20 protein-coding genes, 1 tRNA gene and 1 pseudogene are annotated in these 23188 nt (G+C 68.9%); 12 read left to right on the forward strand and 10 right to left on the reverse strand.

Features of this window, described 5'->3' with window-relative positions; translation table 11 throughout:
- Positions 1 to 98 precede the first annotated feature (98 nt).
- From DIE21_RS34540 to DIE21_RS38095, 3 genes are all read left to right on the forward strand, one after another.
- Positions 99 to 1040, forward strand: a complete 942-nt coding sequence (locus DIE21_RS34540) for a LysR substrate-binding domain-containing protein (RefSeq protein WP_124501836.1) — start codon at positions 99 to 101, stop codon at positions 1038 to 1040.
- Positions 1041 to 1331: 291 nt separating this feature from the next.
- On the forward strand, positions 1332 to 2564 hold the full coding sequence (locus DIE21_RS34545; protein WP_260432587.1) for an MFS transporter: 1233 nt from the start codon (positions 1332 to 1334) through the stop codon (positions 2562 to 2564).
- Entirely contained in the window at positions 2555 to 2677 is a 123-nt protein-coding gene (locus DIE21_RS38095) for a hypothetical protein (RefSeq protein WP_260432588.1), read from the forward strand. Before DIE21_RS34545 ends, DIE21_RS38095 begins: the two co-directional genes overlap by 10 nt.
- Before the next feature lie 46 nt (positions 2678 to 2723).
- Here the strand turns inward: DIE21_RS38095 and DIE21_RS34550 are convergent, their stop codons facing one another.
- Entirely contained in the window at positions 2724 to 4202 is a 1479-nt protein-coding gene (locus DIE21_RS34550; protein WP_124501837.1) for a deoxyribodipyrimidine photo-lyase, read from the reverse strand.
- Between the two features lie 370 nt (positions 4203 to 4572).
- Here DIE21_RS34550 and DIE21_RS34555 point away from each other — a divergent pair, with 370 nt between their 5' ends.
- Positions 4573 to 5052 (forward strand): SRPBCC domain-containing protein, encoded by a 480-nt coding sequence (locus tag DIE21_RS34555; RefSeq protein WP_124501838.1) that lies wholly within the window; start codon positions 4573 to 4575, stop codon positions 5050 to 5052.
- A 13-nt stretch (positions 5053 to 5065) separates the two neighbouring features.
- The gene (locus DIE21_RS34560; protein WP_124501839.1) at positions 5066 to 5518 is read left to right on the forward strand and encodes a nuclear transport factor 2 family protein; all 453 of its coding nucleotides are present in this window, start codon (positions 5066 to 5068) and stop codon (positions 5516 to 5518) included.
- A 67-nt stretch (positions 5519 to 5585) separates the two neighbouring features.
- Here the strand turns inward: DIE21_RS34560 and DIE21_RS34565 are convergent, their stop codons facing one another.
- The 4 genes from DIE21_RS34565 to DIE21_RS34580 are packed head-to-tail and all read right to left on the reverse strand — an operon-like array spanning position 5586 to position 9715.
- On the reverse strand, positions 5586 to 6566 hold the full coding sequence (locus tag DIE21_RS34565; RefSeq protein ID WP_124501840.1) for an acetyltransferase: 981 nt from the start codon (positions 6564 to 6566) through the stop codon (positions 5586 to 5588).
- A 17-nt stretch (positions 6567 to 6583) separates the two neighbouring features.
- Entirely contained in the window at positions 6584 to 7375 is a 792-nt protein-coding gene (locus DIE21_RS34570; protein ID WP_124501841.1) for an SDR family oxidoreductase, read from the reverse strand.
- 40 nt (positions 7376 to 7415) lie between these two features.
- Positions 7416 to 8609 carry a sulfotransferase gene (locus DIE21_RS34575; RefSeq protein ID WP_124501842.1) on the reverse strand — a complete coding sequence of 398 codons (1194 nt, stop codon included), beginning with the start codon at positions 8607 to 8609 and terminating at the stop codon, positions 7416 to 7418.
- Entirely contained in the window at positions 8606 to 9715 is a 1110-nt protein-coding gene (locus tag DIE21_RS34580; RefSeq protein ID WP_124501843.1) for a DUF1214 domain-containing protein, read from the reverse strand. The genes DIE21_RS34575 and DIE21_RS34580 overlap by 4 nt, the downstream gene beginning before the upstream one ends.
- Before the next feature lie 190 nt (positions 9716 to 9905).
- On the opposite strand from DIE21_RS34580, the pseudogene cysD reads away from it, so the two are divergent.
- From cysD to DIE21_RS34610, 5 genes and pseudogenes are all read left to right on the forward strand, one after another.
- Positions 9906 to 10826 (forward strand): annotated as a pseudogene (cysD, locus tag DIE21_RS34585) (sulfate adenylyltransferase subunit CysD); the annotation flags it as partial.
- Positions 10826 to 12739: a sulfate adenylyltransferase subunit CysN gene (gene cysN / locus DIE21_RS34590; RefSeq protein ID WP_124501845.1), complete on the forward strand. Its 1914-nt coding sequence runs from the start codon at positions 10826 to 10828 to the stop codon at positions 12737 to 12739. The pseudogene cysD and the gene cysN, both read left to right, overlap by 1 nt.
- Before the next feature lie 123 nt (positions 12740 to 12862).
- Entirely contained in the window at positions 12863 to 14050 is a 1188-nt protein-coding gene (locus DIE21_RS34595) for a helix-turn-helix transcriptional regulator (RefSeq protein WP_124501846.1), read from the forward strand.
- A gap of 297 nt (positions 14051 to 14347) precedes the next feature.
- Positions 14348 to 15709 (forward strand): MFS transporter, encoded by a 1362-nt coding sequence (locus DIE21_RS34605; protein ID WP_124501848.1) that lies wholly within the window; start codon positions 14348 to 14350, stop codon positions 15707 to 15709.
- Positions 15696 to 16751 carry a beta-propeller fold lactonase family protein gene (locus DIE21_RS34610; protein ID WP_124501849.1) on the forward strand — a complete coding sequence of 352 codons (1056 nt, stop codon included), beginning with the start codon at positions 15696 to 15698 and terminating at the stop codon, positions 16749 to 16751. Before DIE21_RS34605 ends, DIE21_RS34610 begins: the two co-directional genes overlap by 14 nt.
- 69 nt (positions 16752 to 16820) lie before the next feature.
- On the opposite strand, the gene DIE21_RS34615 is transcribed toward DIE21_RS34610, so the two are convergent.
- Positions 16821 to 17858, reverse strand: coding sequence for an AraC family transcriptional regulator (locus DIE21_RS34615; RefSeq protein ID WP_124501850.1), 1038 nt, complete (start codon positions 17856 to 17858; stop codon positions 16821 to 16823).
- A 226-nt stretch (positions 17859 to 18084) separates the two neighbouring features.
- On the opposite strand from DIE21_RS34615, the gene DIE21_RS34620 reads away from it, so the two are divergent.
- Positions 18085 to 19197 (forward strand): fatty acid desaturase, encoded by a 1113-nt coding sequence (locus tag DIE21_RS34620; protein ID WP_124501851.1) that lies wholly within the window; start codon positions 18085 to 18087, stop codon positions 19195 to 19197.
- A 45-nt stretch (positions 19198 to 19242) separates the two neighbouring features.
- On the opposite strand, the gene DIE21_RS34625 is transcribed toward DIE21_RS34620, so the two are convergent.
- Together DIE21_RS34625 and DIE21_RS34630 are read right to left on the reverse strand one after the other, a co-directional pair.
- A complete protein-coding gene (locus DIE21_RS34625; RefSeq protein ID WP_124501852.1) occupies positions 19243 to 19863 on the reverse strand; it encodes an HAD family hydrolase in 621 nt (206 codons plus the stop codon).
- Positions 19864 to 19970: 107 nt separating this feature from the next.
- Positions 19971 to 20237: a LysE family translocator gene (locus DIE21_RS34630; RefSeq protein ID WP_260432590.1), complete on the reverse strand. Its 267-nt coding sequence runs from the start codon at positions 20235 to 20237 to the stop codon at positions 19971 to 19973.
- 230 nt (positions 20238 to 20467) lie between these two features.
- Between DIE21_RS34630 and DIE21_RS34635 the strand changes: the two genes are divergently transcribed.
- Positions 20468 to 20558 (forward strand) — tRNA-Ser (locus DIE21_RS34635).
- A gap of 88 nt (positions 20559 to 20646) precedes the next feature.
- Here DIE21_RS34635 and DIE21_RS34640 read toward each other — a convergent pair.
- Positions 20647 to 22662, reverse strand: a complete 2016-nt coding sequence (locus DIE21_RS34640) for a sodium:solute symporter family protein (RefSeq protein WP_124501853.1) — start codon at positions 22660 to 22662, stop codon at positions 20647 to 20649.
- A gap of 3 nt (positions 22663 to 22665) precedes the next feature.
- Positions 22666 to 23010, reverse strand: coding sequence for a DUF4212 domain-containing protein (locus DIE21_RS34645; RefSeq protein ID WP_124501854.1), 345 nt, complete (start codon positions 23008 to 23010; stop codon positions 22666 to 22668).
- Between the last annotated feature and the right edge of the window lie 178 nt (positions 23011 to 23188).

The raw sequence follows: 23188 nt of genomic DNA on the forward strand, positions 1-23188 counted from the left end.
CATGCCCCGGCGCCTACCCGATCGGCCAGCCTCCATTGAACTTGACGCGCCCGGCGTTCTCAACCAATCTTGCTGCTCCGTTCGCATGAGCCCTACGCATGTCAACGCCGCTCGTCCGTCTCCCTTCGCTGGACCTCGTGCGCGGCTTCGTCGCCGTCGGCCGCCGCATGAGCATCACGCTCGCCGCGCAGGACCTGTGCGTCACGCAATCGGCGGTCAGCCGCCAGGTGCATGCGCTCGAAGCGCATCTCGGCGTCGCACTGCTGCAGCGCGGCTATCGCAAGATCGCGTTCACGCCGGAAGGCGAGCGGCTGTTTCGCGCCGCGGATGCGGCGCTGCTCAGCCTGCAGGACACGGTCGCGTCGCTCGCCGCCGCGCGCGAGCGCCAGCCCGTCACGATCACCGCGAGCATCGGCGTCACCGCGCTGTGGCTGCTGCCGCGACTCGGGCGCCTGCAGGCGCGCCTGCCCGACATCGACTTGCGCGTCGCCGCGAACGACAAGGTACTCGATTTGCGCGCGGAAGGCATCGACCTCGGGATCCGCTACTGCCCGCGCGAGCGCGCGCCGGCCGGCGCCGTGCGCCTGTTCGACGAGATCGTCGTGCCGGTCGCGCACCCCGCGCTGGCCACCCGGCCCGTCACCGACGCGGCCGTGATCGCGGATCACGTGCTGCTCGAATTCGACGGCCCGCCGCAAGCGCAACTGCAGTGGCGTGCGCACCTGCAGGCAGCCGGGCTCGGCGACGCGCGCCCGAAGGGCGTGCTGCGCTTCAACCAGTACGACCAGGTGATTCACGCCGCGATCGCCGGCCAGGGCGTCGCGCTCGGAAGGCTCGCGCTCGTCGCGCCGATGCTCGCGGACGGCCGGCTCGCGGTGCTCGGCCCGCACTCGCAGGCGTTGTCGGATGCCTATGGCTACTGGCTGTTCCGGCACGATCCGGCACCGCGCCGTGAAGTCGCCGACGTGCGCGACTGGATTCTCGCGGAAGCGGCCGAGTGCGATGCGGCGATGCGCGCGTACGACGTGGCGCAGCGGTAGGCCGGGCGCGATGTTCCGCGTCGGGCCGGTGCCTGCGCGGTAATGCGCGCCGGATCGCGCCTCCGGCACGCGATGCTAAGGTGTGCCGGTTCCGCCGCAACCTCGCTGCCGATACGCCCCTGCCTGCGTCGCGGCGGCGCTCAGGCTCCGCCGGCCTCGCAGCCATTCCGCATCGCATTCCCGACACGCATGCGAACCCGACCGAATGATCGCTTGAGCGCCCCCGGCACCGGATCGTCTAATCGGATCGAACGCGGCCGTCGCGCCGCACGCATTCATCCGGAGACACGCATGACCCCGATCGAACGGGACGCCCGGCGCCGCTGGCTGCCGGTGCTCGCAGGCGGCCTGATCATGGGCGCCGCGCTCGGCATCCGCCACGTGCAGGGATTGTTCCTCGCCCCCGTCACGCTCGACCACGGCTGGTCGCGCGAAGCGTTCGGCCTCGCGCTCGCGCTGCAGAACCTGATCTGGGGCATCGCCCAGCCGTTCGCCGGGATGATCGCCGACCGCTTCGGGTCGGTGCGCGTGATCGTCGCCGGCATGCTGCTGTACGCGGCCGGGCTCGTCACGATGGCGCTGGCGGCATCGGCCGGCGTGTTCACGGTCGGCGCGGGGCTCGTGATCGGCATCGCGCTGTCGGGATCGGCCTTCGCGTCGATCTACGGCGCGCTGAGCCGGCTGTTCCCACCCGATCGGCGCAGCTGGGCGCTCGGCGTCGCCGGCGCGATCGGCGGGCTCGGCCAGTTCTGCATGGTGCCGGTCGCGCAAGTCCTGATCGGCGGCATCGGCTGGCAGCATGCATTCGTCGCGCTCGCCCTCGTCGCCGCGCTGCTCGCGCCGCTCGCCATGCTGGTGCGCGACCGGCCCACGCAGGCGGCGAGCCGCGCGGACGGCCCCGACCAGTCGATCCGCGCGGCGGTGCGCGAAGCGTTCGCGCACCGCGGCTTCTGGCTGCTGAACGCAGGGTTCTTCGCATGCGGGTTCCAGCTCGCGTTCATCGCGACCCACCTGCCGGCCTACCTGCTCGATCACGGCCTGCCGGCGCGCCACGCCAGCGTCGCGCTCGCGCTGATCGCGCTGACCAACGTGGCCGGTACCTACGCGTGCGGCCATCTCGGCGGCCTGCTGCGGCGCAAGTACGTGCTGTCCGTGCTGTACCTCGTGCGCGCGCTGGCGATGGCTGCGTTCGTCGCGGCACCGTTGTCGCCCGCAAGCGTCTACGTGTTCGCGGCCGTGATGGGCTTCACGTGGCTCGGCACGGTGCCGCTGACCAACGGCGTGGTCTCGCAGGTATTCGGCGTGCGCTACATCGCGACGCTGTTCGGCTTCGTATTCTTCGGGCACCAGCTCGGCAGCTTCTTCGGCGTGTGGCTCGGCGCGCTCGTGTACGACGCGACGCATTCGTACCTGCCGCTGTGGATCGGCTCGATCGCGCTCGGCGTGCTGGCGGCGCTCCTGCACCTGCCGATCGACGACGCGCGCATCGTGCGTCCGGCGTCGAATAAGGCCGCATGGGCATGATCCGTGCGGCATTGGCCGCCGGCGTGCTCGCGTTCGTCGCGTGGTGCGGCGCGGCCTACTTCGATTCGGGCATCGCGCTCGCGCTGCTCGAGCATGCGGCATTCTGCGACTGACGCGGCAAGCCGCACCGCGCGGCTGGCCGGCGGCGCTCAGCGACGCCTAGTGACGCTTCGGCAACGTGGCCAGCGCATCGAGCGCACGACGGCGCGCGCCGTCGTGATCGACGATCGGCGCCGGATAGTCGACGCCGAGCCGCACGCCGGCCGCCGCACGCTCCACCGGCGACGCGTCCCACGGCGCATGGATGGTCGCCGCGTCGAGGCCCGCGAGTTCCGGCACCCAGCGGCGCACGTACGCGCCCTGCGGGTCGAACTTGCGGCCCTGCGTCACCGGATTGAAGATGCGGAAATACGGCGCGGCGTCGGCGCCGCAGCCGGCCACCCATTGCCAGTTCGCCGGGTTGTTCGCGGCGTCCGCATCGACGAGCGTGTCGTGGAACCAGCGCTCGCCCGCCCGCCAGTCGATCAGCAGATGCTTGACGAGAAACGACGCGACGACCATCCGCACGCGGTTGTGCATCCAGCCGGTCGCCCACAGCTCGCGCATTCCCGCATCGACGAGCGGATAGCCCGTCAGCCCGCGCTGCCACGCGCGCAGCGCGGCGGGATCGTCGCGCCACGGCATCGCGTCGAACTGCGCGCGGAAATTATCGGTCGCGAGGGCCGGGAAGTGATACAGCAGCACGTGGCTGAATTCGCGCCAGCCGAGTTCGCTCAGGAATTTCTCGGCGCCGGCCCCACACGCCGCGCCGCCCGCCTGTGCGGCGCCCTGCACCGCATGCCACACCTGTCGCGGCGACACGTTGCCGAAGCGCAGGAATGGCGACAGCCGGCTCGTCGCCAACGAGTCGGGCCGGTCGCGCGTATCGGCGTAGCCGGCCAGCGATTCGACTGAAAACGCGTCGAGCCGCGCCTGCGCGCCGGCTTCGTCGGGTGCCGGCCACGCGTCGCGCAGGCCGCCCGCCCAGTCCGGCGCACGCGGGCGCAACGCGAGCGCGTCGAGCGCCAGCGCGTGTTCGCGCACGCCGGCCGGCCAGGGATGAAACACGATCCGCGCCGGTTCCGGCAGCGGCGCCGCCACCGTGCGATCGCGCCGCACCGCGCGCCAGTATGCGGTGAACACCTGGAACGGCGTGCCGGCGCCCGTCAGCACTTCCCACGGTTCGTTCAGCAGGCTGCCGTTGCTGCTCTCGACCTCGAGGCCGCGCGCCTTCAGCGATGCCTTCAACGCCGCATCGGCATCGCGCTGCGGCTGCGCATAGCGGCGGTTCCAGTACACGGCCGCCGCGCCCGTGTCGTGCACGACACGTTCGATCTCGCGCGGTGCATCGCCGCGCAACAGCAACAGGCGTCCGCCATGACGCGCAAGCGCCGCGTCGAGTGCGGCGAGCGAGCCGTGCAGCCACCAGCGCGCGGCGCCGCCGGGCGCGCGCCCCGCGCCCTCGCCCGTGTCGTCGACATACACGCACACGAGCGGCTGGCCCGACGCGACCGCGCGCGTCAGCGCGGGCTGGTCGGTCACGCGCAGATCGTCGCGGAACCACACGACGACAGGAGCGACGGACGACTTGGCTGCCACGGGCACCTCGGGGCAGGAAACGGAAAAGTGACCCGTATTGTCGCGGCAGGGTCGCGCGATGTCGATGCTCGAAACGCATGCGGTCCCCGTGCGCGCATCGCGCATCGCATACAGCCGGCGGATCGACGGCCCGGTGAAACACCTAGTCCATTCCGACGATTCTTCGCCGCATGCGCCGGCCTACGCTCGATGTCGGGGTCGCCGCGGTGCGCGGCATGCGCCGGCCGCCAACCGGCCACGTGCGTCGTGCGGCGCATCCGCCATGCCCGCCGGCACCCGCGCGGACCGTTTCGGCCGTCGCGGCGCGCGTCCTTCCGGGCGGGCGCACCCGCGATCCCGTCCTCCCCCTCACGCTCACCCGAAACCCGCCATGACCAAACCAGCCAATCTCGTCACCTCGATCACCGTCGCGATCGACGCCCCCGCTTCCGTCGTCTGGGAAGTGCTGACCGACTTCCCGCGCTACGGCGAATGGAACACGTTCTGCGTCGGCCTCGAAACGACCGGCCGGATCGGCGACTTCGTGCACATGCAGGTGCGCATTCCGGGCACGGAGACGGTGATTCCCGTCAACGAAATCCTCGTCGCGTGCGAGCCCGAACGCTTGCTGTCGTGGGAGCAGCGCCCGACCGCCGACAACCAGGACGCCGCGCGCCGCGACCAGTACGTCGAAGCCGACGGCGCCGAACGCTGCCAGTACTTCACGACCGACCAGTTTCTCGGCATCAACGCAGAAACGATCATGCGCGAGCACGGCGGCTGGGTGAAACAGGGGTTCGACCAGTGCGCGCGCGACGTGAAGCAGCGCGCGGAAGCGCTGCATGCGGCACACCGGCGCAAGAGCGCGTGACGGAACACTGCCGATGCCTGATCTGCAGACCCTCTCCGATCACCACGACATCCGCGAACTGATCGTCGCGTACTCGAACGCGATCGATGCGCGCGACTTCGACGCGCTCGATGCGGTGTTCACGCGCGACGCGAAGATCGACTATCGCGCGATGGGCGGCATCGCCGGCACCTATCCGGCCGTGAAAGCATGGCTGCGCACCGTGCTGCCGCAGTTCCCTCAGTACCAGCACATGGTCGGCAACCTGTCGATCACGCTCGACGGCGACACCGCGCGCGGCCGCACGATCTGCTTCAATCCGATGGAAGTCGCGCTGACGGACGGCGGCACGCAGGTGATGTTTCTCGGGCTGTGGTACGTCGACCGGTTCGTGCGCACCGCGCAGGGCTGGCGCATCGCCGAGCGTGTCGAGGAGCGCTGCTACGGCCACAACGTGCCGGCCGTGCTCGCCGGCGCGACCGGCTGAACCGGCATGTCGCACGACGCGCGCGCCGTGGCATCGCTGCACGGCGCGCGTGTCGCCGGCCCTCGGCTCAGTCGAGACGAAACGCCGCTTCGAAGCGCTCGGCGAACGCGTCGAACTCCGCTTCCGGCAAATGATTGATGCCGCCCGCGCGCTTGCGCCCGCCGCCGGTCGGGAAGCCTCGGCAGAACTCGTCGGCGCCGAGCGGCCGGCCGTCGGGCACGCGCACGCTGACCACGAGCCCGCCCTGCGCGCGCGGCGACAGCACCGCGAGCGCCGCCTGCGGCGCATTGCGCATCCGTTCGTTCGCGAGCATCCCCGTCGCGCGCCGCGCCCACGGATGATCCGGCATCCTGATCAACATCGCACCCGGCACGTCGCGCAGCGGTGCGAGCGCGCAGGCCCGCGCCATGTCGTCCCGATAGCCGTCGCGCAGCGCGGCGAACACCGGCGTGTCGCGCACGAAGTCGAGCGGATCGACGCACGGCAGCATCGCGTCGGCCAGCACCGCCGGATCGAAATGCAGGTCGCCGACGCAGTCGCCGTACGCGTTGTAGTTCAGGTAGAGCCCGAGTTCGGCCAGCGTGCTGCGTTCGGCTTCGTCGAGCCCGTATTCGCGCGCGAGCGCGTCGCCGAGCGCCGGCAGTTCGTCGCCGAACGCCGCGACGATCGCCCAGCGCACGTGGCGGCCGCCGAGATAGCGGTTCACGAGCGCGCTCGTGCAGACGTCGGCGGCCGTGTCGATATAGGCATCGAAACGCGCATCGCCGGGCAGCTCGCCGGCGAAGTGGTGATCGAAGTAGCGGACCGCCGCGCCGTCGCGCAACAGCCGCGTGCATGCGTCGCGGTTCTGGTCGTGCGACACGTCGAGCACGGTCACGCGGTCGCCGGCACGCGCGTCGATTCGCTCGAGCAGCTTGATGTCGCGCTTCACGCCGGTCACGAGCGTGCCGCGCTCGCCCTCCGCGAGCCGCAACTGCTGCAGCGCGCACAGGCCGTCCGCGTCGCCATTGAACGCGAAGAAATGCCGTCCCTGTTGTGTTTCCTGCATGATTCGTTGCTCCATCCTCAGGGCATGAAATCGCCGCCGTTCGCATCCAGCGTCGCGCCGGTCACCGCGTTCGCATAATCCGACGCGAGGAACAGCGCCGCGCGCGCGCAGTCGTCGTCGGTCGGCAGCTTCGCGAGCGCGATGTTCGACGCGATCGGCGCGATGATCTCCTCTTCCGTCATCCCGTACTCGGCGGCCGCCTGCCGGAAATACGCCTGCGTCGGCACGCCCCACATCCACCCCATGTGGATGCTGTTCGCGCGGATCCCGTGCACGCCGAGCTCGCGCGCCAGGTATTTTGCCGCAACCGCGAGCGCCCCCTTCGATACAGCGTAGCCCGATTCCCCTGCAAACGGCTTGCGGGTCGCCTGCGTGTTGATCATCACGATCGCGCCGCGCTTGTGCCGCTTCATGTGCGGCACGATTTCCTGCGTAAGCGCCATCGTGCCGAACACGTTGGTGTCGAACACCGTGCGCCAGCCGTCGAGATCGGCTGCCTCGACCGCCTCCGGAAACGTGCCGTGCACGAACGCGCTGTTCACGAGCGCGTCGATCCGGCCGAAGCGCTCGACCGCCTGCGTCGCGAGCTGGCGGCACTGCGCACGCTCGGCGATGTCGGTTCGCACCTTCAGCACGTCGCACGCCACACCGAGTTCGCGGATCCGTGCTTCCGCGTCGTCGAGCTTCTCACTCGTGCGTGCCGCGACGACCACGCCGCGCGCGCCCTCGCGTGCCGCCTCGACGGCGAGCTTCACGCCGAGCCCCGGCCCGATCCCTGAAATCACGACGATCTTGTCCTTCAGCAACATGGCTTGTCTCCTGGTTGTCGTCGGTCCCGCGCGTGCACCGTCAGCCGGCCGCCTGCAGGTGCCGCGCGCGATACGCGGCGAAGTCGCACGCCAGTTGCGCATCGGTGAAGCCGAAGCGCGCGATCGAATAGTCGTGCGCGGCGCGCGTGTCGCGGCCGTTGCGCGCCAGCCAGTCCGTCATCGCCGCGCGCTGCCGCGCATCGAGCGGCATGTCGGCAAAGCGGTACACGGCTTGCGCGACGCCAAGCGGATTCGACACGGTGTCCTCGAAACGCACGTCGAGAAACCGCTCGGCCGGCAGCGCATCGCGCGCCGCCATCGCCGCGCCGATCGCGCGTGCCATCCCCGCGTTCCATTGCGCGCCGACCGTGCGTGGATCCGGGTCGTCCGCATACATCTGCCACAGCGTGTGCGCCATGCTCGCCATCGACGGAATCGTCTGCGCGGGGTCGCGGTGCGTGAGCACCACCTGCGCACGTGGAAACACGCGGCACAGCACGTCGAGCGCATGCAGGTGCTGCGGCGTCTTCAGCAGCCAGCGCTCGGCCGGCGCGACGCGGCGTTGCGCCTTCTGCCACTGCAGGAACTGCAGCATCCGCTTCAGGTGCGCATAGACCGGCGTCAGATCCTGCTTCGCGAGCCACGCCGTATAAGTCGGCACGTTCGCATATGAATCCATCGCGCACACGAACGAGTGCTCCATCAGCATGAACTCCTCGTCGGCGAGCATCGCGTCGAGCGGATGGATCGTCAGGATCTGCGGAATGCAGTCGATCATCGTCGCGACCTCGGCCTGCGCGCGCGCGATGCGCACGGTTGGCGCGTCGAGCGTCTCGCCGGCGAGCGGCGCCGGATAACGCGTTTCCCACCATGCGGCCGAATGAAAGCGCGGATCGACCGCGAGCAGCCGCTGCAGCAGCGTCGTGCCGGTGCGCGGCAGCCCGACGATCACGAGCGGATCGTCGATCCCGATGTCGGCGATCTCCGGATGACGGCGGCAGTAATACTCGACGACGAGCCGGTTCACGAGCTGGCCGACAAGCTTCTCGCGCATCATCTCCGCGCCGCGCGCGGACAGCGTCGCTTCATTGATCAGCGACGCGCACATCACGTCGAGCGCCTCGCGATACGGTCCGTCGCCGAACGCGGTGAGCCCGCCCGTGCGCGACACGGCCTCGGCGATCAGCCCGCCGGCATCGAGCTGCGTGCGGATCCGGTCGAGCGGCGCGTTCATGCGGCCTCCTTCAGCGTCGCGAGCTTCACGACGCGCGTGCGCGGATGCACCGGCTGCGCGGCGCCGACCCAGCGCCAGCAGATCGTGCCGGTCCGATGCCCGGCCGTATCGAGCCAGTTCGCGCCGCCCGGCCGCGACGCGGCGACCACCACCGTCACGCCGCCGTCGGCATTCAGCCGCGCGCCATGCTTGTTCACGCAGATGTCGAAGTGCCGGTAGTCCAGCGACTCCATCCAGTAGTTGTTGAGCTGCACGTTCCAGAAATCGCAGTCGGGCACCGTGTCGACGTCGATCACGAGCGCCTCGTCATCGGCCAGCGCCCAGCACGAGTGGTAGTAGTAGATGTTCGGATCGCCGCCGACCGACTGGCACAGCGCCTGGTCCGCGGGCGGCAGCGCGTTCACGTGCGACCCGTAGCTCGCGGCCCAGTCGGCGAACAGCTTCGACGTCTGCTCGACGAACTGCGCGGCGCGCATGAGGCCGCCCTGCAGCACGAGCGGGTTGAGCGGCGCCGGGCGATCGTGCGTGCCGATGCGCTCGATCTTCAGTTGCGCCGGTGTCTCCGCGCGCCGGTCGAGGAAGGTCTGGCGCACCAGCAGCGCGTTCGTGCCGGGCTCCATGCGCACCCAGTTGCCCGCGCGCGGCGTTTCGCTCAGCACGATCTCGAAGCTGCCGTCCGGTGCGATCTCGAGCTGCTTCGCATCGAGAAAGCCTGTCTGCAGCATCTTGCCGTCCGTCTCGTAGCCGCCCTTCTGGGTGCCGAAGCTCAGGTACGCGACCGTGCCGCGCCGCCCCGTCACGCGATAGTCGCAGCGGCCGTCGAGGCGCGCGTACTGGTACAGGTTGTCGGGATTGTCCGCGCCGATCTTCGCGGTCTCGTGCGATGGCGAGAAGAAACCGGGCCACGCGCCGTCCGCGAACTCGACGTGCATGTCGAGCGCGATGCGCATCAGCCGGCTCAGGTAACGGAAACCTTCCGCGCGCGTGAGCGGATCGTCCGGCGCCTCGGCGCGCAGGATCTGCTGTCCGCTGCGTTTCAGCGTGTCGCAGAAATCGGCCCAGGTCTGGCCCGAAAGCAGTTGCGTGGCACGTGTGTCGTCCGTCATGTGTCGTCTCCGCCGATGATCGAGCGCTCACCTTAAGCGAGCGCTCCACGCGCCACTTCGTCCGGGTGGACTAAGGAAAGATCCGCTGCGCCGCCGAGCCGCGGTTTAGTCCACCCGGACGAAGAACCGGACCGCCCTCGCTCGATACCGTTGGCGTCATGCACGAAACGCCGCACATGTCGCGCGGCACCGGCATGAAACAAGGAGACGAACGATGTTGACCCACTTGGAGCGACTGGAGGCCGAGAGCATCCACATCATGCGCGAGGTAGTCGCGGAAAGCGAAAACCCGGTGATGCTCTATTCGATCGGCAAGGACAGCTCGGTCATGCTGCATCTCGCGATGAAGGCGTTCTACCCGGCGAAGCCGCCCTTTCCGCTGCTGCACGTCGATACGACGTGGAAGTTCCGCGAGATGATCGCGTTTCGCGACGCGACGGCCGCGCGCCTCGGCCTCGACTTGCGCGTGCACGTGAACCCGGATGGCGTGTCGAACGACGTCAATCCGTTCACGCACGGCTCGGCCGTGCACACCGACGTGTGGAAGACCCAAGGGCTCAAGCAGGCGCTCGACCACTACGGCTTCGACGCCGCGTTCGGCGGCGCGCGCCGCGACGAGGAGAAATCGCGCGCGAAGGAGCGCATCGTGTCGCTGCGCTCCGAGCAGCACCGCTGGGACCCGAAGCGCCAGCGGCCCGAGCTCTGGTCGCTGTACAACGCGCGCAAGCGCAAGGGCGAAAGCCTGCGCGTGTTCCCGATTTCCAACTGGACCGAGCTCGACATCTGGCAGTACATCCGGCTGCACGACATTCCGATCGTGCCGCTCTACTACGCGAAGGAGCGGCCCGTGGTCGAGCGCGACGGCGCGCTGATCATGGTCGACGACGACCGCTTGCCGCTGCGCGCAGGCGAAGTGCCGCGGATGCGCAAGGTGCGCTTTCGCACGCTCGGCTGCTATCCGCTGACGGGCGCGATCGACAGCGATGCGAGCTCGCTCGACGACATCCTGCAGGAGATGCGCGACACGCGCACGTCCGAGCGCCAGGGACGGCTGATCGACAGCGATTCGGCCGGTTCGATGGAAAAGAAGAAACAGGACGGATATTTCTGATGACACACGTTCTCACCGCGCCCGAGGCGCTCGCGCACCCGACTCCCGCCACGCCCGCCGACGATGCGCAGGCGAAGGACCTGCTGCGCTTCATCACCTGCGGCAGCGTCGACGACGGCAAGAGCACGCTGATCGGCCGCCTGCTCTACGAATCGAACCTGCTGTTCGACGACCAGCTGACCCAGCTCGAGGCCGATTCGAAGCAGGTCGGCACGCAAGGCGGCGAACTCGATTTCGCGCTGCTCGTCGACGGCCTGGCGGCCGAGCGCGAACAGGGGATCACGATCGACGTCGCGTACCGCTTCTTCGCAACCACTCGACGCAAGTTCATCGTCGCCGATACGCCCGGCCACGAACAGTACACGCGCAACATGATCACCGGCGCGTCGACCGCCGATCTCGCGGTGATCCTGGTCGACGCGCGCAAGGGCGTGCTCACGCAGACGCGCCGCCACAGCCATCTCGTCGCGCTGATCGGCATCAAGCGCGTCGTGCTCGCGATCAACAAGATGGACCTGGTCGACTACGACCGCGCCGTGTTCGAACGCATCGACGCTGACTATCGCGCGTTCGCGGCCGAGCTCGGTCTCGAGGAGATCGTCAGCATTCCGATGTCCGCGCTGCGCGGCGACAACGTGATCGCGTCGAGCACGCGGATGCCGTGGTACGCGGGCCCGCCGCTGATGCAGCATCTCGACACGCTGCGGTTCGTCGAGCGCGTGACGCGCGACGAACCGTTCCGGCTGCCCGTGCAATGGGTCAACCGTTCGCACCTGAACTTCCGCGGCTACGCCGGCAGCATCGCATCGGGCGAAGTCCGCGTCGGCGAACGCGTGCGCGTGCTGCCGTCCGGCAAGGAGAGCCGCGTCGCGTCGGTGATCACGCCGGCCGGTGAAGCCGGCGTCGCGCGCGCCGGCGAAGCGGTGACGCTCACGCTCGCCGACGAGATCGACATCAGCCGCGGCGACATGATCGCGCGTGCCGACGCACCGCCCGAGGTGGCCGACCAGTTCGAGGCGACGCTCGTGTGGATGCACGACGAACCGCTGCTGCCGGGCCGGCCGTATCTCGTGAAGCTCGGCACGCAGACGGTCGGCGCGACCTGCGCGACGCCGAAGTACAAGATCGACGTGAACACGCGCGAGCATCTCGCCGCACGCACGCTCGCACTGAACGAGATCGGCGTGTGCAACCTGAGCTTCGACCGGCCGGCCGCGTTCGATCCGTACGACCGCAACCGCCACACCGGCGGCTTCATCGTGATCGACCGCTTCACCAACGACACGGTCGGCGCCGGGATGCTGCACTTCGCGCTGCGCCGTGCGCACAACGTGCACTGGCAGGCCGTCGACGTCGACCGCGACGCGCGCGCGGTGCAGAAGGCGCAGACGCCGCGCATCGTGTGGCTGACCGGGCTGTCGGGTGCGGGCAAGTCGACGATCGCGAACCTCGTCGAGCAGCGGCTGCATGCGCTCGGCAGGCACACGTACCTGCTCGACGGTGACAACGTGCGGCACGGGCTCAACCGCGACCTCGGCTTCACCGAGGCCGATCGCGTGGAGAACATCCGGCGCGTGGCCGAGGTCGCGCGGCTGATGCTCGATGCCGGGCTCATCACGCTCGTGTCGTTCATCTCGCCGTTCCGCGCGGAACGCGACATGGCCCGCGCGCGGGTCGGTCCCGACGAGTTCGTCGAGGTGTTCGTCGACACGCCGCTCGCGGTCGCCGAGGAACGCGATCCGAAGGGCCTGTACAAGAAGGCGCGCAAGGGCGAGCTGAAGCACTTCACGGGCATCGACTCGCCGTACGAGCCGCCCGCGCAGCCGGAACTGCGCATCGATACGGTGACGGAGTCGCCGGAAACCGCGGCGGACCGGATCGTCGCGTACCTGCTGCGCGAACGCGCGGCATAAGCGGTACAAACGCAGCCGCACGGGCACGGCCCGCGTCGTCTACTCCGTTCGGATGACGCGGGCCGCCGGCCGGTCGGTATGCTGGGCCGGGAGCATTCACCCCCGCCCCAGGAGAACACGAGCATGCAGATCGCGCCGGCGCCCGACGACACGGCCGCGCACGACGGTTTCGACGACGCGGCATGGACGGCCCGCGAACTCAGCGCGTGGCTCGGGCTCGTCTATCAGGGCCCGTCCGAAACGACGCCGTGGGCAGCCTTTCTCGAAGCGATGCGCGTGCGGCTCGACGCGAGCTTCACGACGCTCGTGCTGCGCAGCCCCGGCGGCTCGCGGCGCGGGCTCATCATCAACGCATCGGCCCACGGTCCGCTGCTGCCCGGCGAGCCGTCGTACAGCGAGCAGTTCTACGCGCTGTGCCCGTTTCTCGACCAGCCGCCCGGCCAGGTGTTCACGGCCGACGGACTGTTCGGCGCCGCCCGGTGGTGCGCGCACGATTTCTACCGGCAGTACCTGCAACCGCTCGACCTGCGCTTCATCCTCGGCGCGAACCTGCGCGGCGAGCGCGGCGTCGAGTGCGCGTTCTTCGTGAGCCGCGCGCATCACGGCCGCGAATTCGCCGCGGCCGAACGCGCGCAGGTCGCGACGCTGCTGCCGCACCTGCAGCGCGCGGTCGAGCTGCACGCGGCGCTCGACGTGCTCGACGCCGAACGCGCGCTGTACGCGGGCACCGTCGACAGGCTCGACGTCGGCACCGCGATCCTCGACGAGGACGGCCGCGTGATCAAGCACAACCGCATCGCCGAGCGGCTGATCGAGCGGCAGGACGGCCTGTGCCTGCGCCAGGAGCGGCTCCATGCGTCGTGCCCGCTCGACGAGCGCCGGCTGCAGAAGGCGCTGCAGGCCGCGCTCGAGCATTTCCGCGCGGGCGCGCTCGGGCGCATCGAGGCCACCACGCTGTCGCGCCCCGGCGGCGCGATGCCGTTGAACGTGCTGCTGCGCCCGCTCGCGCCCTATCGCGGCGCGGAGGATCGCCAGCACCGGCCGGCCGTCGCGGTGTTCGTCCGCGATCCTGCATCGTCGCCGCAGACCTCGCGCGACATGCTGCACCGGCTGTTTCGCCTCACGCCGATGGAAACCGAGATCGCGCTGCTGCTCGTCGACGGCCTGACGCTCGACGAAGCGGCCGCCGCGACCGGCATCACGAAGAACACCGCCCGCGCGCACCTGCGCGGGATCTTCGCGAAGACGGGCGCGACACGGCAGGCCGTGCTCGTGAAGACGCTGCTGAACAGCGTCGTGTCGATGGCGTAGCGGGCCGCGCGGGAAGCCGGCCGGTTGCCCGGACGCGAATTTCGCCAAAACGCGGAGCAGCGCAGCAAGCCGGGCGCCGGTTGCCGGCCGGCGGGCAGCCCACCCATGTCATACGTCATCTGATGTGTAGAAGCCGATGACATTCTCCTGATATTCCCCAATATTTGGGCATATCTCGGGTAAACCCGCGACGCCACGCCGGGATCTTGAGCGTACCATGTCATACGACGACATACTACTTAGATCACCATGCCGACGCGGGCCGCCGCCCCGTTCGCTGTCCGACCGGAGACTCCCTTGACCCCGCCCGCCCTGCCCGGCCGCGATCCGCTCGCGTCCGCCATCTCGAAAGTGAAATGGCACGTGCTGCCGCTCGTGCTGATCATGTTCATCGCGAACTACATCGACCGCGTGAACGTCGGCTTCGTCGACCGTCACCTGGAAGCGTCGATCGGTATCGGCGCGGCCGCGTACGGGCTCGGCGCCGGCCTGTTCTTCGTCGGCTACGCGCTGTTCGAAGTGCCGTCGAACCTGCTGATGCAGCGCTACGGCGCACGCATCTGGCTCGCTCGGATCATGGCGACGTGGGGTATCGTCGCGGCCGCGATGGCGTTCGTGTGGAACGACACGTCGTTCTATATGCTGCGCTTTCTGCTCGGCGCGGCCGAGGCCGGCTTCTTCCCCGGCGTCGTGCTGTACCTGTCGCAATGGCTGCCGCCGCAGGAACGCGGCAAGGCGATGGCGATCTTCCTCGGCGGTTCCGCGTTCGCGTCGGTGCTGTCCGGGCCCGTCACGGGCGCGCTGCTGTCGATCCATGGCTTCGGCCTGCAGGGCTGGCAGTGGATGTTCCTGATCGAAGGAATGTTCTCGGTCGCGCTGTGCGGCGCGAGCTGGCTGCTGCTGAAATCGCACATCCGCGACGCGACCTGGCTCACCGCCGACGAACGCGCGGCGCTCCAGACCGCACTCGATGAAGAACGCGCGACACGCGACGTAGGCTCGAAGGTGCACGTGTCGGCCGCCACGCTGCTGCGCGACCCGCAGATCATGCTGTTCTGCTTCCTGTATTTCGCGATCCAGCTGACGATCTACGCGGCCACCTTCTGGCTGCCGACGATCATCCGCAAGATGGGCGGCCTCACGGACTTCCAGGTCGGCCTCTACAACACGATTCCGTGGATGATCGCGATCGGCGCGATGTACGGTTTCGCGGTGCTGTCCGCGAAATGGAAGCATCCGCAGCGCTGGCTGTCGTTCGCGCTCGTGCTCGCCGCGTGCGGACTGTTCGCGTCGACGTCGCACGATCCCGTCTGGTCGTTCGCGTCGATCTGCTTCGCCGCGCTCGGCTTCAAGGCCGCGTCGTCGCTGTTCTGGCCGATCCCGCAGGGCTACCTCGACACACGCGTGGCCGCGGCCGTGATCGCGCTGATCAACTCGGTCGGCAACCTCGGCGGCTTCGTCGCCCCGACGGCATTCGGCTATCTGAAGCAACATACGGGTTCGATCACGGGCGGCCTGTATGCGCTCGCGATCGCATCCCTCGTCGCCGCGGTCGCCGCGCTGTTCGCACGCACGCACCGGCGCAGCGATCCGCCGCGCGGCCTGCCGGCCGACGAGCCTTTCACGCACACCGCCATGCTCCGCCATGCCGAACACTGATCGCCTGACCGTCGTCGTCTCGAATGCCGCCGACGGCGACCTCGCCACGTTCTCGCTCGCGGCCGACGGCGCGCTCGCGCCGCTCGCCCGCTACCCGGCCGGCGACGTCGCGATGCCCATCGCCGTGCAGCCCGATCGTGCGCGGCTGTATGTCGCGACGCGCGGCGAGCAGCCGACGATCGTCGCGTTCCGCGTCGCCACCGGCACCGGCACCGGCGCGCTCGCGCGCATCGGCGCGACCGCGATCGATGCGAGCCACGCGTACCTGTCGCTCGACCGCGGCGGCCGCTGGCTGCTCGGCGCGTCGTACGGCGGCAATTCGCTGAGCCTCTACGACGCCGCACGTGTGCGCGACGGCGACGGTGCGCCGCTGCAGGTCGCGGACGGCATCGCGAACGCGCATGCGGTCGTCGTGTCGCCGGACAATCGTTTCGCGTATGTGAGCTCGCTCGGCTCGGACCGGATCTTCACGTTCGCGCTGATCGAGGATGCCGGCGGCCTGCGTGCGCGCGAACATGGCGAAACGCGCGTGCCGGGCGGCTTCGGGCCGCGTCACCTGCGCTTCGCGCGCGACGGGCAGGCGCTCGTGGTGGTCAGCGAATTCCAGGCGACGCTCGTGACCTTCGCGCGCGACACCGGCAGCGGGCGCCTGGGCGACGCGCAGGTCAGCGCACGCCACCCGGCCGTCGCCGGGCTCGCGCAAGGCCATGCGCGCCCGCCTGCGCCGACCGAGCCCGCCGTATGGGCCGCCGATCTCCACCTGACACCCGACGAGCGCTTCGCGTATGTCAGCGAACGCACGTCGAGCCAGTTGCTCTGCTATCGGCGCGATGCGGACGGCGGCTTCGAACCCGCGCACGCGACGGCCACCGAAACGCAGCCGCGCGGCTTCGCGATCGATCCGTCGGGACGGTGGCTCGTCGCGTGCGGCGAGCAGTCGGAATACGTGTCGGTCTACGCGATCGCGCCCGACGACGGCACGCTGGCGTTGCACGCGCGCGTGCCGGGCGGCCGCGGTGCGAACTGGGTTTCGATCGTCTGACGGGTCGCATGACCGATGGATCGACGCCTGGGGCACGGCCGGCACCGGCCCGCGCCGCCCGGCGCGCCGTCAGCGCCGCTCGCTCGGCGCGACGCCGGTCCAGCGCTTGAACGCTCGCGTGAAGTTCGCGCGGTCGGTGTAGCCGACCCGCGCCGCGATCTCGTCCACCGGCAGGCGCGTGCCCTCGAGCAACCGGAGCGCATCGCGCAGCCGGATCTCGTCGAGCAGTGCCGAATAAGTCGCGCCGAATTCCGCGAGCTTGCGTTTCAACGTACGCGCCGATAGGTGCAGTTCGCGCGCGACGTCGTCCACCGGCGGATAGCCGGCTTCACCGCAGATCAGCAGGTTGCGCACGCGCTCGACGATGCTTTCCGCATAGCCGAGCCGCGCGAGTTCGGCCTCGCATTGCTGGACGATCAGCTGCGCGGTCTGCGCATTCGCGGTGCCGATCGGCTCGTCGAGCAGCGCGGCATCACAGCGGATGCGGTTCGCGCTCGCATCGAAATGACAGCGCGGCAGCCGCGCGCGATAGCGCTCGAACCACGGCGGCTCCGGCCATTCGAAATGCAGCTCCGCACGCGACTGCAGCGTGCGCCCCGGCGCGGGATCGAGCAGCGAGTTGAACAGGATCGCCGTCTCGACCAGGAAGTTTTCCACCGCGAACTGGCGCAGCCGGCCGAGCGGAAACGCCTCGAGCACGTCGATGTCGACGGTCCGGTCGAGCTGTGCGAGCCGCACCGAAAAGAACGGCACGCGCGTCGGCAGGTAGCGGATGCCGAGCGCGATCGCCTCGCCGAGCGTCGCGCAACTCATCAGCCCGAAACCGATCAGCCCGGATTTCGTCAGACTGCTGCGCAGGCCGATCTCGATCGCGATCGACGGATCGTTCGTCGCGTCGAGCAGGTTGAACACGATCGCGGCCTGCTGCAGCGGCGTGATGCGCGCATCGGGCTGTGCGAGCCGGTCGCGCTCGACGCCCGAGCCGGCGAGAATGCGGCCGCCATCGATGCCGCGCTCCTCGGCGAGCATCAGCATGAACAGCGCATACGCGGACGATACCGTCGCCTTGTTCAACTGACGCGCGGCATCCGGGACGGACAGGGCCATGCGGCGGACTCCGGAGCGGTTTCGGCGGATTGTAGCGTCGCTGGCCCGCAATGACACCACGGCGGCACTCTAGCCGCGCGCAGCCACATCGGGCGCCGGCGCACCGGCCACGGTGGCCTGAAATGACACCATCATTGGCACCGACGGCCCTCGCGTGCGCAACCGGGCACGCCTATGCTTGTCACATCGGCATTGCGCCCCACTCTTCCCGCACGGATCCCGGTCGATGAGCCAACCCGCACGAACCGTCTTTCGCCACGACGCAGACAAGGTCGCGTCTGTCCGCAGCGAGGTCAACGCCGCGAGCGACGCGATCCGCGCGCGCTTTCCGCTGCTCGACAACCAGAGCCTCGTCGGCGCGACCGTGATGGCCGTGTCGGTGAGCGCGATGCTCGCGATCGCTTGGCTGTATGCGCGCGGCGCGATCGCGTGGTACGTCGCGCTGCCGCTCGCCGCGTTCGTCACGTCGCTGATCCACGAACTCGAGCACGACCTGATCCACCTGATGTACTTCAAGAAGACGCCGTGGGCCTATCACCTGATGATGGCGCTGTGCTGGCTCACGCGGCCGGGCACGATCAACCCGTGGACGCGCCGGCGCATGCACCTGCATCACCACAAGGTGTCGGGCGGCGAATCGGATCTCGAGGAATTCGGCATCACCAATGGCGAGCGCTGGGGCGTGAAGCGGCTGCTGATGATCGCGGACGGGATGCTCGCCGTCGTGCTGCGGCCGGATGCGATGCGCCGCAAGGTCAAGCAGTATGTCGCCGCGCAGCCGGTGCAGGATGCGGCCGAACGCGCGCAATTGCGTGTCGAGCAGGTGTCGTCCTACATGCCGGTCGGTCATGCGTACTACGCGCTGTGGCACGCGTTCATCGTCTATCACGCCGGCCTGTTCGCACTGCACGCGTTCGGCCATGCGGTGACCGTGCCGGCCGTCGTCGAGCGGGCGATGCACGTCGTCGATTTCCTTGCGGTCGTGTGGCTCGGGCCGAACTTCGTGCGCAGCTTCTGCATCAACTTCGTCAGCTCGAACATGCATTACTTCGGCGACATCGATTCGCGCAACGTGATCCAGCAGACCCAAGTGCTCAACCCGTGGTGGATGCTGCCGTTCCAGCTGTTCTGCTTCAACTTCGGCAGCACCCACGCGATCCATCACTTCGTCGTACGCGATCCGTTCTACATCCGGCAGCTGACCGCGCGCACCGCGCATGCGGCGCTGCGTGAGGTCGGCGTGCGGTTCAACGATGTCGGCACGTTCAAGCGGGCGAATCGCTGGGGCGCGTATCGTCCGACTCGCGGTGCGCACGGCGTGCAGCGGGCCGACGCGTAACGGCAGCGCGTCGCACGGCTCGCCGCGCCGGTCCACGGCAGTCCGTCAATCGCCGATCGACGGCATCGGTCCGTGCCCGCGGATCCACGCCCAGTTCGCGAGTTCGGCCATTTCCTTGTCGCCGCGGCTGTCGCCGTAGGCGAACAGTTTCCCGGGCGCCTGAGTTCCCCACCAGCCGCGCAACCGCACGACCTTCTGCGGGCCCCAGCAGTTCTCGCCGTTCAGCCGCCCGGTGAACGTGCCGCGCTCGAATGCGAGGCGCGTCGCGAGCACCGTGTCGATGCCAGCCGTCTTCGCCCACTTCTCCAGATACAGCGACGGCGACGCGCTGACCAGCACGACTTCGTGTCCGCGCGCGCGATGCTCGCGCACCCGTTCCAGCATGTCCGGACGCACGAGGTTCGGCAGATAGCTGTCGACGAACCGGCGCGCCAATACGTCGAGCGCGTCCTCGCGGATCGGCCCGAACGCAAACCACGCGAACTTCGCCTTCGCGTCGCCGCGCGACAGCAGTCCGGCTTTCATCGCGGCGATCCACGGCAGCGCGCGCAGCCCGGCCCACGCGAAGCGCGGCGTGCCGACCGCGTAGCGGACGAAATGGCGGAAGCTGTCGGTGGTCGTGATGGTGCCGTCGAAATCGAATGCGGCGACGATGCGGTCGGTCATGGAGAATCGGCGGGAAAGCGATGAGATGCCCGGGAAGATAGCAGACTCGGGCCGGCGTGCGTCCGGGCACCGGCGCTACCGGCGGTACGGCTCGATACGCGACCGCGTCAGTTCGCGCTCTTCCGATACAACGCGACATACCCCGCGAGCATCAGCAGCAGCGAACCACTGATCCGGTTCAGCCACTTCTCCCCGGCCGCTTTCCACACCCGCACCGAATGCACGCCGAGCAGCGCGTAGCCGGTCATCCCGATCACGTCGACCGCGACGATCGTCGCCGCGAGGATCGCGTACTGCAGCGCGACCGCGTGCGACCGGTCGACGAACTGCGGCAGCAGCGCGGACATGAACAGGTCGTACGTCGGGTTGCTCATTGCGACGAATGCGAACGTCCCATGATCGCACGTTCGTCCCGATGCGCGCTCGCCGATTCGGCGACGCCATCGGACAGCACCTGCGACGCTGGATCGTTCACGCGAAGGACTTCTGACATGGGCGAAAGCGCGCCGTATCGGCCTCGGCAGCCGGCATTCCGGCCGCCTCCGACGGATCGTCGAAGGGAGTGGCGGGCAGCCGCCAGAGTTTGCTATACTCTCGGTCTTCCGGAGAGATGGATGAGTGGTTTAAGTCGCACGCCTGGAAAGCGTGTATAGGTTAATCGCCTATCGGGGGTTCGAATCCCCCTCTCTCCGCCAGAATTCGAATGCCCGCGCCAGCGGGCATTTCCTTTTGCGGCCCGGCCGCTCCGGCCCTGAACCGCAGGCCCTCACGTGCCTTCCCGGCTCACGGGTGCCGGATGTAATCCACCAACGCCCGCGTATATTCATCCGGCTGCCGATCGAGCAGACTGACCACGATCGCCACCGCAAACCCCGCCGGCACCCCGAACACGCCCGAACTGATCGGCTCGATCCCGAACCAGGTACGTCCGGCGAAGCCCGTCAGCTGGGTGAAATATGGATAAGTCGACACGATGTAGTACACGCATACCGCGAGCCCCGTCACCATCCCGGCGATCGCACCGCGCGTCGTCGTGCGTTTCCAGAACACCCCAAGCACGAGCACCGGAAAGAAACTGGACGCCGCCAGCGAAAACGCGGCACCGACCAGAAACAGAATCTTCCCCGTATTGAGCGACGCGACATACGACGCGAACAGCGCGACGCCGAGCAGCAGCACCTTCGAGATGGTCACGCGCCGCTGGCTCGATGCGTCGGGCGCGACCATGCAGTAGTAAACGTCGTGCGACAACGCATTCGCGATCGTCAGCAGCAACCCGTCCGCGGTCGACAGCGCGGCAGCCAGCGCACCCGCCGCGATCAGCCCCGACACGACATACGGCAGCCCCGCGATCTCCGGCGCGGCCAGCACGACCATGTCCGGCTGCATCTGGATTTCCGACCAGTGGACGATGCCGTCGCGAATCACCTCGACGACGCTGATCAGGTCCGGCTCGGAGTGATGCCACTGCGTGACCCACGCGGGCAGCTCGGCGATCGGCCGCCCGACGAGGTTGGTGAGAATCTCGTACTTGATCATCACCGCGAGCACCGGCACGCTCAGGTAGAACAGCGCGATGAAGAACAGCGTCCAGCCGACCGAGCGCCGCGCGGATGCAACCGACGTCGTCGTGTTGTAGCGCGTGAGGATGTGCGGCAGGCTCGCGGTGCCGAGTGACAGGCACAGCAGCAGCGCGAGGAAATTCCGCTCGCGCGGCTTGCGCTCGTCGTCGCTCGCGGCGGGGAACGGCTCGTGCATCGGCACGGGCGGCTCGGCGCGTGCCAGCAGGTCGTCGCGCGCCTGGGTCCAGGTCACGCGCGCCGCCGTCGGGTCGCGCGGGAAGTCGGCCAGCTCGCGCTCGCGCTGGTTGATCTCGCGCAGCGGCCCGTTGTGGCGCCGCAGGTCCGCCAGCTGGTCGACGAGTTGCCGGCGTGCGTCCGCATACGAGCCGGGCAAGCGATCGAGCTGCGCCTGGACGGCCGCGGCCTGCCGGCGATACGCGTCACGCACCCGCTGCTCCCCGGCTGCATCGCGCACCTGCGCCTCGCGCGCCGCCACGCGCTCCATCAACTTGCCGTAATTGAACTGCGGCACCGGCCCGAGCCCGTTCTTCATCGCGATCAGCGACACCGGTATCAGGATCGCGCTGATCAGGATGATGTACTGCGCGACCTGCGTCCACGTGACCGCGCGCATCCCGCCGAGAAACGAGCACACGAGAATGCCCGCGAGCCCGCAGAAGATCCCGATCGCGAAGTCGACGCCGATGAAGCGCGTCGCGATCAGCCCGATCCCCTGGATCTGCGCGACCAGATACACGAACGAGCACAGGATCGCCGCGCCGGCCGCAAGTGCGCGCACGGCGGTGCTCGAGAAGCGCGTGCCGAGAAAATCGGGAATCGTGTAGCGCGCGAGCTTGCGCACATACGGCGCGAGCAGGAACGCCACGAGGCAGAACCCGCCCGTCCATCCCATCACGTAAGCGAGCGCGTCGTAGCCGGTTGCGTAAAGCGAACCGGCGAGGCCGATGAACGACGCCGCCGACAGCCAGTCGGCCGCCGTCGCCATCCCGTTGAACGCGGACGGCACGCGCCGCCCGGCCACGTAGTACTCGACGAGATCGGACGTGCGCGACAGCAGCCCGATCACCGCATAGACGGCAATCGGCACGAACAGGAACACGTAGCCGATCCATACGCCGGAGCCGGTCGCGCGCTCGATCCGCCACAGCAGCAGCACGAACCCGAGAAAGCCGAGCGTGTAGAGCGCGTACGCGCGAATCAGTCGATGCGTCAGCATGGATCAGCGGGCATTGTGGACATTGCCCGCGTGCGCGGCGTGGTCGTCGTATGCGCGCCGCAGCGTGCGGTCCGCGCGCTGCATCAGGCCGATGTAGACGACAATCAGCACGAGATACACGAGAATCGCGCCCTGCGCGCCGACATAGAACGGCAGGCTGAAACCGGCGAAGCGGATGCCGGCCAGCGCAGGCGCGAAGAACGGCACGACGAATGACACCGAGAAGCCGATCGCCATCAACACCACGATCAGCGCGACGTTGAAGCGCCAATAACGCGCATGGGCACGCGCAAGCGGCTCGGGAACGGGCGGCGGCGCAGCAGGCGCCGGACGGGACGGAACGGTCATGCCGTTATTTAGCAAAAAGCCCCCGCACGGGCAATCGGGATCGCCGCGCAGGGGCTCGTGCGCGCAACGCGCGCGACAGGCGCGATCAGCGCACTTCGGCGAGCTGGTCGAGGATCGCCGGGTTCTCGAGCGTGGACGTGTCCTGCGTGATCGCCTCGCCCTTGGCGAGCGAGCGCAG

This window comes from Burkholderia sp. Bp9140 (genome assembly GCF_003853425.1).
Taxonomy (GTDB): Bacteria; Pseudomonadota; Gammaproteobacteria; order Burkholderiales; family Burkholderiaceae; genus Burkholderia.